The organism is Pantoea sp. App145, assembly GCF_047947045.1.
In the GTDB taxonomy this organism is placed as follows: domain Bacteria; phylum Pseudomonadota; class Gammaproteobacteria; order Enterobacterales; family Enterobacteriaceae; genus Pantoea.
Genome location: NZ_CP133290.1, coordinates 4,071,860 through 4,085,215, shown reverse-complemented (window position 1 = coordinate 4,085,215; position 13,356 = coordinate 4,071,860). Strand labels below are relative to the sequence as shown.

At 56.6% G+C, this 13,356-nt stretch carries 13 protein-coding genes; 3 read left to right on the top strand and 10 right to left on the bottom strand.

What is annotated here, in order from left to right; all coding sequences use genetic code 11:
* Nucleotides 1-105: 105 nt before the first annotated feature.
* The 9 genes from cysM to RCF31_RS18810 form a co-directional block, all read right to left on the bottom strand.
* On the bottom strand, nucleotides 106-987 hold the full coding sequence (gene cysM, locus RCF31_RS18850) for a cysteine synthase CysM (protein ID WP_299455093.1): 882 nt from the start codon (nucleotides 985-987) through the stop codon (nucleotides 106-108).
* Nucleotides 988-1,059: 72 nt separating this feature from the next.
* Nucleotides 1,060-2,148, bottom strand: coding sequence for a sulfate/thiosulfate ABC transporter ATP-binding protein CysA (gene cysA, locus RCF31_RS18845; protein WP_299455091.1), 1,089 nt, complete (start codon nucleotides 2,146-2,148; stop codon nucleotides 1,060-1,062).
* Nucleotides 2,138-3,010 carry a sulfate/thiosulfate ABC transporter permease CysW gene (gene cysW / locus RCF31_RS18840; protein WP_299455088.1) on the bottom strand — a complete coding sequence of 291 codons (873 nt, stop codon included), beginning with the start codon at nucleotides 3,008-3,010 and terminating at the stop codon, nucleotides 2,138-2,140. The genes cysA and cysW overlap by 11 nt, the downstream gene beginning before the upstream one ends.
* Nucleotides 3,010-3,843: a sulfate/thiosulfate ABC transporter permease CysT gene (gene cysT / locus RCF31_RS18835; protein ID WP_299455086.1), complete on the bottom strand. Its 834-nt coding sequence runs from the start codon at nucleotides 3,841-3,843 to the stop codon at nucleotides 3,010-3,012. The genes cysW and cysT overlap by 1 nt, the downstream gene beginning before the upstream one ends.
* The gene (locus tag RCF31_RS18830) at nucleotides 3,843-4,859 is read right to left on the bottom strand and encodes a sulfate ABC transporter substrate-binding protein (protein WP_313685225.1); all 1,017 of its coding nucleotides are present in this window, start codon (nucleotides 4,857-4,859) and stop codon (nucleotides 3,843-3,845) included. The genes cysT and RCF31_RS18830 overlap by 1 nt, the downstream gene beginning before the upstream one ends.
* 193 nt (nucleotides 4,860-5,052) lie before the next feature.
* A complete protein-coding gene (locus tag RCF31_RS18825) occupies nucleotides 5,053-5,949 on the bottom strand; it encodes a Dyp-type peroxidase (protein ID WP_313685227.1) in 897 nt (298 codons plus the stop codon).
* Nucleotides 5,950-6,050: 101 nt separating this feature from the next.
* The gene (locus tag RCF31_RS18820; protein ID WP_416411960.1) at nucleotides 6,051-6,665 is read right to left on the bottom strand and encodes an RpoE-regulated lipoprotein; all 615 of its coding nucleotides are present in this window, start codon (nucleotides 6,663-6,665) and stop codon (nucleotides 6,051-6,053) included.
* A gap of 64 nt (nucleotides 6,666-6,729) precedes the next feature.
* A complete protein-coding gene (locus RCF31_RS18815; protein WP_416411959.1) occupies nucleotides 6,730-7,191 on the bottom strand; it encodes a DUF2919 domain-containing protein in 462 nt (153 codons plus the stop codon).
* On the bottom strand, nucleotides 7,192-7,617 hold the full coding sequence (locus tag RCF31_RS18810) for a GNAT family acetyltransferase (RefSeq protein ID WP_084876235.1): 426 nt from the start codon (nucleotides 7,615-7,617) through the stop codon (nucleotides 7,192-7,194).
* 210 nt (nucleotides 7,618-7,827) lie between these two features.
* Here RCF31_RS18810 and amiA point away from each other — a divergent pair, with 210 nt between their 5' ends.
* Nucleotides 7,828-8,688, top strand: coding sequence for an N-acetylmuramoyl-L-alanine amidase AmiA (gene amiA / locus RCF31_RS18805; RefSeq protein WP_416411958.1), 861 nt, complete (start codon nucleotides 7,828-7,830; stop codon nucleotides 8,686-8,688).
* A gap of 35 nt (nucleotides 8,689-8,723) precedes the next feature.
* On the top strand, nucleotides 8,724-9,641 hold the full coding sequence (gene hemF / locus RCF31_RS18800; RefSeq protein WP_416411957.1) for an oxygen-dependent coproporphyrinogen oxidase: 918 nt from the start codon (nucleotides 8,724-8,726) through the stop codon (nucleotides 9,639-9,641).
* 77 nt (nucleotides 9,642-9,718) lie between these two features.
* Here the strand turns inward: hemF and maeB are convergent, their stop codons facing one another.
* Nucleotides 9,719-11,998, bottom strand: a complete 2,280-nt coding sequence (gene maeB / locus RCF31_RS18795) for an NADP-dependent oxaloacetate-decarboxylating malate dehydrogenase (protein WP_313685234.1) — start codon at nucleotides 11,996-11,998, stop codon at nucleotides 9,719-9,721.
* 365 nt (nucleotides 11,999-12,363) lie between these two features.
* Here maeB and tal point away from each other — a divergent pair, with 365 nt between their 5' ends.
* Entirely contained in the window at nucleotides 12,364-13,314 is a 951-nt protein-coding gene (gene tal, locus RCF31_RS18790) for a transaldolase (RefSeq protein WP_299455061.1), read from the top strand.
* Nucleotides 13,315-13,356: the final 42 nt, after the last annotated feature.

The window sequence follows — 13,356 nt, the reverse complement described above, 5'->3', positions numbered from 1 at the left end:
ATTGCCGCTATTTTGTCCTGAGTTCGTCCCGAACGCAGCCGGTTTTACTCGATCCTTACGTAGCGGCGCGATTTATCGCGCAACGAATTTGTGCAAAAGAATAGTTTAGTGGAAAACACCGGTGGAGAGATAACGGTCGCCGCGGTCACAAATAATTGCCACCACTACGCTGCCCGGCTGAGCCGCTGCAATGCGCAATGCCCCGGCTACCGCGCCGCCAGAACTGACACCACAGAAAATACCTTCACGCCGCGCCAGCGCACGCATGGTCTCTTCCGCCTCCTGTTGCGTCATATCCATCACTTCATCCACCAGTTCCGGGCGGAAAATACCGGGCAAATAGGCACTCGGCCAGCGACGGATACCGGGAATACTGCTGCCTTCCTGCGGTTGCAAACCAATAATTTTCACTGCTGGAGCAGACTCGCGCAGATAGCGGCCCACGCCAGTGATGGTGCCTGTCGTCCCCATGCTGGAGACGAAATGGGTCATGCGTTGCTGGCTCTGCTGCCAGATTTCCGGGCCGGTAGTGAGGTAGTGGCCGAGAGGATTATCAGGGTTATTGAACTGATCCAACACCCTGCCCTCACCGCGTGCCGCCATCTCCTGCGCCAAATCACGCGCCCCTTCCATTCCCTGTTCGCGTGTGACCAGCACCAGCTCCGCACCATAGGCGCGCATCGCGTCCTGGCGCTCCTGGCTCATGTTTTCCGGCATCAACAGGCGCAGACGATAGCCTTTCATCGCCGCGATCATCGCCAGCGCGATACCGGTGTTGCCACTGGTGGCTTCAATCAGCGTATCACCCGGTTTAATTTCACCGCGCAGTTCCGCCTGATGAATCATCGACCAGGCGGCACGATCCTTGACTGAACCCGCAGGATTATTACCTTCCAGTTTTAGCCAGATCTCGCTGCCGTTGTCAGGCGTCAGGCGCTGCAACTTAATCAACGGCGTATTACCGATGGTATTTTCCAGTGTGGTCACGGTCAGATTCCCGGAGAAAGAGGGGCAAAGAAATCGGGCGGGAAAGTCCCGCCCGAAGGAGTGTCAAAAATATCAGGCGCTCTCGGCAAAGGCAACCGTGCGCAGCGGTGTTGTGCCCTGGTAAAGCCGGGCCTGTTGCAGGCCAACAAACAAACGTTCACCGCGAATCGGGGCGGATTGCTCGCCATCAAACACCAGGGTAAAAGGTTCGCTCTGCCAGCCAGCGGGTTGTACCACCAGCTGCCAGAAATGTCCGCGCGGGCTGACTTCCAGCACCTGCACTGGCAGCGGCGTCTCCAGGCTGCTCTGGCGCGATACATCAATCTCCCACGGACGCAGGAATAGCTCTACCGGGCCCTGATGCGCCGGGGTATAGCCCAGCGGCCAGCGATGTGCCGCAACATGGAATTGCGAGCCATGCACTTCACCATCAAAGCGGTTAACTTCACCGAGGAACTCCAGCACGAAGCGGGTGGCCGGATCGCGCCACACTTCGTCCGGTGTACCGACCTGCTCAATATTGCCCTGGCTCATCACCACTACGCTGTCCGCGACTTCCATCGCTTCTTCCTGATCGTGGGTGACGAACACGCTGGTGAATTTCAGTTCTTCGTGTAGCTGACGCAGCCAGCGACGCAACTCTTTACGCACCTGGGCATCGAGCGCGCCGAAGGGTTCATCCAGCAATAAAATTTGCGGTTCTACGGCCAGCGCACGCGCCAGTGCGACGCGCTGTTTCTGACCGCCCGACAACTGTGCCGGGAAACGGCTGGCGAGATGACTCAACTGCACCATCTCCAGCAGACGGGTCACGCGCTGTTTGATTTCCGCACTGGAGGGACGCTCGCGGCGTGGCAGCACCGTCAGACCAAACGCGATGTTGTCAAACACCGTCATATGGCGAAACAGCGCGTAGTGCTGGAAGACAAACCCCACCTGGCGATCGCGCGCATGCAGGCGGCTGACGTCTTTACCGTGGAACTGGATCTGACCGCTGTTCTGATGCTCCAGACCGGCGATGATACGCAGCAGCGTGGTTTTACCCGAACCGGATGGCCCCAGCAGCGCCACCATCTGGCCGGAAGGAATATCCAGAGAGATATCGTTCAACACCGGCGTGCGGCCAAACGATTTGTTAATTTGTTTAATCTCAATGCTCATGATTTTCCTCCTGTTGGCGTTTCCGCTGATGCTCTAAACGCCACTGCACCACGCTTTTCAGAAACAGTGTCACTATCGCCATAAGGGTCAGCAGCGCGGCGGCGGTAAATGCGCCAACGGTGTTGTAGTCCTGATGGAGTAATTCAACCTGAAGCGGCAAGGTATAGGTTTCGCCGCGAATCGATCCCGATACCACCGAGACCGCACCAAATTCGCCGATGGTACGGGCATTGGTCAGCACCACACCGTACAACAACGCCCAGCGGATATTCGGCAGCGTGACGCGGCGGAACATCTGCCAGCCGGATGCGCCAAGCAGCACCGCGGCTTCATCTTCGTTACTGCCCTGGCTGAGCATGACCGGCACCAGTTCACGCACCACAAACGGACAGGTCACGAAAATGGTCGCCAGCACCATGCCCGGCCACGCAAACATAATCTGGATATTGTGCGCATCCAGCCAGCCACCCGCCGGACCATTGATACCCCAGAACAACAGATACATCAGGCCAGCGACCACCGGGGAGACGGCAAAAGGAATATCGAACAGCGTCAGCAACAACTGGCGGCCAGGGAAGTTAAAACGCGTCACCAGCCACGCCAGCAACGTACCGAACACCAGGTTAACCGGCACGGTGATCAACGCCACCATCACCGTCAGCCAGATGGCATGCAGCATATCGCCGTCTTTCAGATTGCTGAGGGCAGTGCCCAGACCCTGATTGAGCGCTTCCCAGAAGATGGAGACCATCGGCACCACCAGCAACATGATGGAAACCAGCGCGCCAATGCCAATCAGCAGCCATTTACCCCAGTTAATCGGTGAACGATCAACCCGATTGATTTGCGAAATCTCTGCCATCAGTGGCCTCCTAAACGACGGCCAAAGCGGCTTTGCAGGGTGTTGATGGCGAACAGCAGCAGCAACGAGGCGGCAAGGATCACCGAGGCGATGGCGCTGGCGGCCGGATAATCAAACTCCTGCAAACGCACAAAAATCATCAGCGAGGTCACTTCCGTTTTCCACGCGATATTACCGGCGATAAAGATCACCGCACCAAACTCGCCGAGGCTGCGGGTAAACGACAGCGCGGTCCCGGCCAGCAACGCCGGAGCCACTTCTGGCAGCACCACGCGGCGGAAGCTCTGCCACGGTGTCGCACCGAGGGTTTCGGCAGCTTCTTCGTATTCCGGCCCTAACTCTTCCAGCACCGGTTGCACGGTACGCACCACAAACGGAATGCTGGTGAAGGCCATCGCCACCGCGATACCGAGCCAGGTATAAGAAACTTTGATATCGAACTGGGCCAGCCACTGACCATACCAGCCATTAACCGAGAACAAACCCGCCAGCGTCAGGCCAGCCACTGCCGTGGGCAGGGCGAAGGGTAAATCCATCAGGCCATCGAGCAGAGTACGGCCAGGAAAGCGATAGCGAGTCAGAATCCACGCCATCAGCATGCCAAACACCGCATTGAAGAGGGAAGCCACACCGGCAGACAGCAGCGTCACTTTATACGCCGCTACCAGCTGTGGATTGGTGATCACTTCCCAGTACTGCGCCAGCGTCATTTTCGACAGCTGCATCAGCAACGCGCTGATCGGCAGCAGCAGAATCAGGCAGGTAAACAGCAGACTGGTACCGAGGCTGATACCGAATCCGGGCAGTACCCGTTTTTGCGTTGAGGCAAACATTAACCGCGCCCCGCTGCCAGCAATTTGTCCAGCTCAGCGCCGCTGGCAAAATGGGTTTTCATCACGTTATCCCAGCCACCAAATGCCTCATCGACATTGAACAGACGTGTCTGCGGGAAGCGATCCTGCTGGGCTGCCATCAACTGCGGGTTGTTCACACGATAGTAAAAGCTGGTAATGATTTTCTGTGCTTCCGGTGTGTAGAGATAATTCAAATAGGCTTTCGCCGCATCCGTCGTGCCATTGTGCGCAACGTTTTTATCCACCCAGGCAACCGGGAACTCGGCGAGGATGTTGGTCTTCGGCACAATCACTTCGTAGCCATCTTTAGCGTACTGGTTACGGATGTTATTCACTTCTGACTCGAAGCTAATCAGCACGTCACCCAGGCCGCGCTCGGCGAAAGTGGTGGTGGCACCACGACCTCCGGTATCAAACACTTCGACGTTTTTCAGGAATTGCGTCATAAAGGCTTCGGTTTTGGCCTGGTCTTTGCCATCTGCCTGATCCGCAGCGCCCCAGGCGGCCAGATAGGTGTAGCGGCCATTGCCGGAGGTTTTAGGATTCGGGAAAATCAGTTTCACGTCAGCCCGTGCCAGATCGGCCCAGTCGTGAATATTCTTTGGGTTGCCCTTACGCACCAGGAACGCCATGGTGGAGTAAAACGGCGAGCTGTTATTCGGCAGGCGGCTTTGCCAGTCGGCCGGGATCAGCTGACCTTTATCGTGCAGCACCTGCACATCCGTCACCTGGTTATAAGTCACCACATCGGCGCGCAAACCCTGCAGGATCGCCAGCGCTTGTTTTGATGAACCGGCATGAGATTGTTTAATCGTCAGCTTGTCACCCGGATGGCTGGCATCCCACTGCTGCTCAAAAGGCGCATTCAGGGCGACAAACAGTTCGCGCGAGACGTCATACGAGCTGTTGAGCAGCTCTGTCGCCTGCACAGCACCCGCCATTGCCAGCGAAAGCGCGATACCGCCAACCAACTTTTTAAAAACGGGAAGTGTCATGCTGCACCTGGAAATGTGGAGTTACGGCTGATGCCATTAGATGTTGTCAGTGTATTTATAACTCGAGGCAAACCAGTAACGGTTTTATATATCGTTTGCTGATTTCAAAGTCTAAAAAGGCATAAGACGACGGGGAAGTTTATGCATCTGGCGGGATAACGAACGGACGGCATCGCCGCCGTCCGGGAAGGCATTACAGCGCCTGTAACGCGTCAAGCGATGGAGCAAAAAAGTAGCTGCCGGTGACCGGTTTGGTAAACCGCAGCATGGCGTCCATCTTGCCATCACGCTCACCAAACATGCTCAACAGCTGCTGTTCAATATTATGCAGGCGATTGCAGTAGGCAATAAAGAACAGGCCATGGGTGCCGCTGGCAGTGCCGTAAGGCAGGCTCTGACGCAAAATCTTCAGCCCTTTGCCTTCTTCTTTAAGATCGACGCGGCTGAGATGCGAGGTCACCGGGCGCTCATCGCCGGGAATCTCTTCATTCTCCACCTTGGTGCGCCCCATTACCGCTTCCTGCTTGTCAACCGCCATGCGGTTCCACAGCTTCAGGTTATGTTCCCAGCGCTGGGTGAAGACATAGCTGCCACCTGCATCCGGGCCAGCGGCGATAATCGCTACCTGCTCACGCTGTTCGCCTTGCGGATTCTCGGTGCCATCGACGAAACCAGAGAGATCGCGTTCTTCCACCCAGCGAAAACCGTGGGTTTCTTCTTCGATGTCGACAGCAGCGGCAAACGCTACCAGCGCAGCCTGCGCCAGAGAGAAGTTCACATCGTGGCGTAACGACTGAATATGGATCAGCAAATCACGCTGCGTAGCAGGCGCAATGCCTTTGCCCAGCGCGCTAAAGGCTTTCAGTTCTGGTGCAGAATCCGCACCCTGCAAGTCGCGCCACAGCGTATCACCGAAGGCGATCACCGCGCCCAACCCGGCATCAGCGAATTTTTGTTGCAGTGCATCGAGGTGTTGCAGGAAGGTTTTGCTGCCCAGGCGCAGCGCATCGAGATCACCCGTGACGCGGGCTTCCAGCCAAATGGCGAAACGGCGGTGTTCCAGCAGAATCCCGCTCTGAAATTGAGACATCGACATGCTCTCCGGCAATGGGGGTTAAACGGCGTTTTTTTCGTCCGTATCATACCGGAAAGTGGCGGCGATAGCCCGTATCACCGCACTTTTTTGAGGGATTAGCGTTGCCAGACGATCTTACTGATTTTCCAGTTTTTCAGCGTATCATCCGACGGCATCAGCCCTTCAGGACCGTGCCATTCGCCACTATAGATATAAGCGATGTGCTGGCTATTCGGCGCACGGCACTCCACATCACGGCTATCGAGACCCGGCACCATTTTGCAGTTATCAAACGCCTTGGTGAATTTGGCACTGAACGGGTCGCCGATTTTGCTGCCGTCTGCACTTTTCGCGCTCGGGTCCAGTACCTCGATACGTTCAACGCTGCTTTGCCCGTTGATCACCAGTTTGACCTTGTCACCATCCAGTGCCTGCCAGAACTCCACCACCTGGCCATTCTGGGTGCGCATGCCCTGGCGCAGCTTGTAATCGCCACTCAGCGCTTTATCGATAGCCGTTTGCGTCATGGCGGTGCTGCTGGACAGCCCGGCGACACCCTGCTCGCTTACCGTCAGCGAACCACCGAACCAGCTGAGCGGATTAAGCGCCGACCAATGGTAACTCAGGGGGTTATACCAGTGGCTTTCATCAGCCGAACCCGAAGACGCAGAGCTGGCACAACCTGCCAGCACCAGAGCCGTCGCCAGCAGCGCGGGACGAACAACTTTCATGAAAACTCCTTGATCTTGTTTGCCGGTTTGGCGTGCCTGTTGGAGTCGCAAAGCGACAAAAAGTTTATTCGTGATGCTGATGTTCGGGCAAAAAGCAGTCACACAGGCGTCGATGGGTTTGCAGCCAGTACAGCGCCAGCAGGTCGAACAGCGTTAGCAGCAGCGGGAATGGCGAATCGGGCATCGCGCCCTGCAACAGGTTAACTCCCTGCCACAACAGGTTAATCAGCAATGACAGGCTCAGCACCAGACGCCAGCTTTGCCACAGGCGCGGCCAGCGTTGACGATAACCGGTGAGCAGCAGCCCGATAGCCGCCGGAATGCCGAGCGCCAGGCCCAGCCAGAAACTTTGCCGATCGGGATAGAACAGCGCCAGCAGGTCATTCCCCTGCTGACGGGACGCCCCGGCCATCACCAGAATCAGCCAGGTTCGCGCCTGGAGCAGCAGGATCAGCCAGAAAAGAAACGGCAGCCGCAGCTGCCCTTTTGCATCGTATTCTTCTGGCGGGTATTTCAGCGTAGCCACTTAATACTCACGGTCTTCAATCAGGCGCTTGCCCAGCAGCAGTGAATCCACTGGCTCGTAATCGAGCTTTTCATAGAAGGCCACCACCTGGTCGTTCTCTTCACGCACCATCAGATGGATTTTCGGGCAGCCGCGCGCAATCAGTTTCTTTTCCAGACGATTCATCAGCGCGTTGGCAAAGCCACGCCCCTGATAATCAGGATGCACCGCCAGATAATAAGCCGCACCACGATGACCATCGTAGCCGCCCATCAAGGTGCCCACCACCTCACCACCGACTTCGGCCACCAGAAACAGTTCCGGGTCATGGTTCATTTTGCGTTCAATGTCCAGCTCAGGGTCATTCCACGGGCGTAACAGATCGCAACGCTCCCAGAGCGTGATCACTTCTTCAAAATCTTCCTGGCGGAATGAGCGGATTTCCATCGGCGTTACCCTGCAGTTAGGCACAATTCGCTGATTATCACGTATTCTTTAGCGGGCGCAACCCTCGCACCGTTCAGTGGCAGAAAAAAGCGACGAAATTCCTGTTCGCGACCTGAAATACAAAGTAAAGCCCTGAAATAGTTACGGGGTCGCACCCGTCAGGATGTTACGATATAACACTTTTCAGGTAAGCCTGTCAGGGATTCATTGATGAAACAAATTTCACTGCTCAAACGTTTAACGAATCGTCGTCAGCTGCTGCTGTCCGGGCTGGCGCTGGCGGTGCTATCGCCACGTCTGGTGCAGGCCAAAGAAGAGAGTGCCGATTTGCACCTGCTGCCGCGCCACAACAAACCCGCGCCGCCAGCTAAAAACGGCAAACGTATTGTGATGATCGACCCGGGCCACGGCGGGATTGATTCCGGTGCGGTTGGCGAACAAGGTTCCGAAGAAAAACACATCGTGCTGGATATCGCCAACAACGTGCGCCAGCTGTTGCAGGATCATCCCCGGGTTGAAGTCCGCCTGACGCGTGATACGGATTACTTTATCCCTCTGTATCAGCGGGTGGAAATTGCCCATCAGCACGGTGCCAACCTGTTCATGTCTATTCACGCCGATGGTTACACCAGCCCGGACGCCAATGGTGCTTCAGTGTTTGCCCTGTCAAATCGTGGAGCCAGCAGCGCGATGGCGCGCTATATGTCGCAGAAAGAGAACGATGCTGACAAAGTCGCCGGGGTGGAAGTGGCGCAGAAAGATCAGTATCTGAACCAAATCCTGTTCGATCTGGTACAGACCGATACCATCCGCAACAGCCTGACGCTCGGCAAACATGTGCTGGATCAGATCCGTCCGGTGCATCATTTGCACAGCCAGCACACTGAGCAGGCGGCGTTCGCTGTGCTGAAATCCCCCTCGATTCCGTCGGTGCTGGTGGAAACCTCCTTTATTACCAACCCGCACGAGGAGCAGTTGCTTGGCACCCCCGCGTTTCGCCGAAAAATTGCCAGCGCCATCGCGGATGGTATCGTCAATTACTTTGAGGAGTACGATCGGCGTCAGGCTTAGGTATAATCGCGGCAAATTTCCGGAACGAGTGACTCATGAGCAATCCCGATATTTCCCGCGTCAAAGCCTTTCTGCTGGCGCTCCAGGATGACATCTGCGCCCAGCTGGCAGCGGAAGATGGTGCCGCCGATTTTGCCGAAGATAGCTGGCAGCGCCCGGGCGGCGGCGGTGGCCGCAGCCGCGTATTACGCAACGGCGCGGTGTTTGAGCAGGCGGGTGTTAACTTCTCCCACGTCCATGGCGATCAAATGCCTGCCTCAGCCACCGCGCACCGCCCGGAGCTGGCAGGCCGCAGTTTTGAAGCGATGGGCGTCTCGCTGGTGATCCACCCGGAAAATCCGTATGTCCCGACCAGCCACGCCAATGTGCGTTTCTTTATTGCCGAAAAACCGGGTGCCGATCCGGTGTGGTGGTTCGGTGGCGGTTTCGACCTCACCCCTTTCTACGGCTTTGAAGAAGATGCGCTGCACTGGCATCAGACCGCGTTTGATCTGTGCCAGCCGTTCGGTGCGGATGTCTACCCGCGTTATAAAAAGTGGTGCGACGACTACTTCTGGCTGAAACATCGTGACGAGCAGCGCGGCATTGGCGGCCTGTTCTTTGACGATCTCAACACCCCTGATTTTGACCATTGCTTTGCCTTTACTCAGGCGGTGGGCAATGGCTTCCTGCAAGCCTATCGCCCGATTGTAGCAAAACGCAAAGCGCTGCCGTGGGGCGAGCGTGAGCGCCAGTTCCAGCTGTATCGTCGTGGGCGTTATGTCGAGTTCAATCTGGTGTGGGATCGCGGCACGCTGTTTGGCCTACAAACCGGCGGACGCACCGAATCGATCCTGATGTCGATGCCACCGCTGGTGCGCTGGGAATATGATTATCAGCCGGAAGCTGACTCACCGGAAGCTGCGTTGTATCGTGATTTTCTGCCGGTGAAGGATTGGCTGAAACATCCGTGAAAACACGCGCGATAAATCGCGCCGCTACAAAATCGCAGAGAATCGTAGCGGCGCGATTTATCGCGCAATTTGCGTATTTACAGCGGTTCGGTCTGTGCCTCCACCACCGCCAGCGCCACCATATTGACAATGCGGCGTACTGACGCGATACGCGTCAGCACATGCACCGGTTTGCTGATCCCCATCAGCACCGGCCCGACGGTCACCCCTTCCGAGCAGGAAACACGCAGCAGGTTGTAGCTGATACGCGCCGCTTCGACATTGGGCATAATCAACAGATTAGCCGTGCCTTTGAGTGGGCTGTCCGGCATCAGCTCGCGGCGGATGTTTTCCACCAGTGCCGCATCGCCGTGCATCTCGCCGTCAATCTCCAGATCCGGCGCTCGCTGCTGAATCAGCGCCAGCGCGTCACGCATCTTGCGCGCCCCAGGCGCATTGGAGGTGCCAAAACTGGAGTGCGACAGCAACGCCACACGCGGTTCGATACCAAAACGCCGCACCGTTTCCGCCGCCATCAGGGTGATATCCGCCAGCTGTTCCGGCGTCGGATCTTCATTGACGTAGGTATCGGTAATAAAGGTGTTGCCGCTCGGTAGCAGCAGCGCATTCATCGCCCCAGCCACCCGCACATCAGGCCGGAAGCCAAACACCTTCTCGATCACCTCATAATGTTCATGATAATCGCCCACCGTACCGCAAATCATCGCATCGGCTTCGCCACGATGGACCATGATGGCACCGATCAGTGTTGGATTGCCGATCACCGCGCGCTGCGCCATCTCTGGCGTCACGCCACGCCGTTTCATGATCTGATAATATTCACTCCAGTAAGCTTTAAAACGCGGATCGGATTCGTTATTCACCACCTCAAAATCTTTGCCCGCCTCTATCTTCAGCCCCTGCTTTTGTAAACGCATGGCGATGACATTCGGGCGTCCAATCAGGATCGGTTTCGCCAGCCCGAGCGACACCAGCTCCTGGGTGGCATGCAGCACCCGCACCTCCTCCCCTTCCGCCAGCACCACGCGCTTCGGATCTTTACGCGCCTGCGAGAAGATCGGTTTCATAAACAGGTTGGTTTTATAAACAAACTCGGTGAGTTTCTCGCGATAGGCATCAAAATCTTCAATCGGCCGCGTCGCCACACCGGAGTCCATCGCCGCTTTAGCAACCGCTGGCGCGATCTGCACAATCAGACGTGGGTCAAAAGGTTTGGGGATCAGATATTCCGGGCCAAAGCTCAGATCCTGATCGTCATAGGCCGAGGCCACCACATCGCTCTGCTCAGCCTGCGCCAGCGCCGCGATGGCGTGCACTGCCGCCAGCTTCATCTCCTCATTGATGGCGGTGGCACCGACATCCAGCGCACCACGGAAGATAAAAGGAAAACACAGCACGTTATTCACCTGATTGGGGAAATCAGAACGCCCGGTACAGATAATCGCGTCGGGCCGGACTGCCTTCGCCAGCGGTGGCATGATTTCCGGCTCCGGGTTGGCCAGCGCCAGAATCAGCGGATCCTGCGCCATCTGCTGTACCATCTGCGGCGTCAGCACTTGCGGCCCCGAACAGCCGAGGAAAATGTCCGCACCGGCAATCACCTCCTCCAGCGTGCGTTTCCCATTATCCTCAACGGCATAGGCGGCTTTGGTTTCCGCCATATCGGTATCACGTCCGCGCCAGATCACCCCTTTCGAGTCACACGCCACAATGTTATGGCGTTGCATCCCCAGCGCCACCAGCAGATTCAGGCAGGCAATGGCCGAAGCCCCTGCTCCTGACACCACCAGCCGCACATCAGAGATGGCTTTTTTGACAATCTGCAAACCATTAAGTACCGCCGCAGTACAGATAATCGCGGTGCCGTGCTGATCGTCATGGAACACCGGGATCTTCATCCGTTCACGCAGCTTCTGCTCGATATAGAAGCACTCCGGCGCTTTGATATCTTCCAGGTTGATGCCGCCAAAGGTCGGCTCCAGCGCCGCGATCACCTCAATCAGCTTGTCCGGGTCCCGCTCGTCGATTTCGATATCAAACACATCAATACCGGCAAATTTCTTAAACAGCACCCCTTTGCCTTCCATCACCGGTTTACCGGCCAGTGCGCCGATATTGCCCAGCCCCAGCACCGCAGTGCCATTGGAGATCACCGCCACCAGATTGCCACGCGCGGTGTATTTGTGTGCCGCCAGTGGGTCTGCGGCAATTTCCAGGCAGGGTGCAGCCACGCCGGGAGAATAGGCCAGCGCCAGATCGCGTTGGGTCGCCAGCGGTTTGGTGGGTGACACCTGAATTTTTCCGGGAGTGGGATACTGGTGAAACTCGAGAGCGCTTTGCTTCAGTTGTTCGTCCATTGGGCATCCTGTTGCGCGGAGAGATAAGCGTTCAGTATAGAAATCAACGGCACAAAAGAGGGTGAAGGCGCTCAAAGAATGCACGGCTGGCAAGGGCACAGATTGCCACAGCAGGATCAACGGGTCTGCCACAGGCTGCTATGCTTAGGAGTGGTAAAACGCGCAGCTGACACCTTTCAGGCAGGCCCTCAATCACAACCGCGCGCGGTGGGCATCCCGGCGTCACAATCAGAGAAAACGCATTTTCTTCACCTGGCGCCTGTAGCAAGGTGTTGGACCGGACCCCACCTGGAAATGGCGCAACAAAGCCAGAGCTGCCTGAGGTTTTTATTTGCCATAATTATTGCTAATCAAGGAGTTAAGCGATGAACCAGCTAGATGCATTGAAACAGTTCACCACCGTGGTGGCGGACAGTGGCGATATCGAGTCCATTCGCCAATACCACCCGGAAGATGCTACCACCAATCCCTCGTTAATCCTCAAAGCCGCCGGACTCGACGCTTATAAGCACCTGATTGATGATGCCATCGACTACGCGAAAAAACAGGGCGGCAGTAAAGAAACGCAAATCATCAACGCCAGCGATAAAGTGGCGATCAACCTCGGTATGGAAATTCTGAAAAGCGTACCAGGCCGTGTCTCGACCGAAGTGGATGCTCGCCTCTCCTTCGATCGTGGCATGTGTGTCACCAAAGCGGAAAAACTGATTCGTTTGTATGAAGAAAACGGCATCGACCGCTCACGCATTCTGATCAAACTGGCTTCGACCTGGGAAGGGATCCGCGCCGCCGAAGAACTGCAAAAGAACGGCATCAACTGCAACCTGACGCTGTTGTTCTCTTTCGCCCAGGCCCGCGCCTGTGCTGAAGCCGGGGTGTTCCTGATTTCGCCGTTCGTCGGCCGTATTTATGACTGGTACAACAGCCGTAAACCGCTTGATCCGTATGTGGTCGATGAGGATCCGGGTGTGAAATCGGTACGCCGTATCTTTGATTACTACAAAAAGCATCGCTACAACACCGTCATTATGGGTGCCAGCTTCCGTAAAGTGGAGCAAATCCTGGCACTGGCGGGCTGTGACCGTCTGACCATCTCCCCGAACCTGCTGGAGGAGCTGGCAAACAGCGATGCCCCGCTGGAGCGTAAACTGGAGCCATCCACCGAGGGCTTCCATCAGCCTGCCCCGCTGTCTGAAGCGGAGTTCCGCTGGGAACATAATCAGGATCCGATGGCAGTGGAAAAACTGTCTGATGGTATCCGTCAGTTTGCTGTAGACCAGCAAAAACTGGAGGACGTGCTGGCCGCGCGCCTCTAGACATCATCCTCACCTCATGCCGGACGGGCGTCTGCCCGTCCT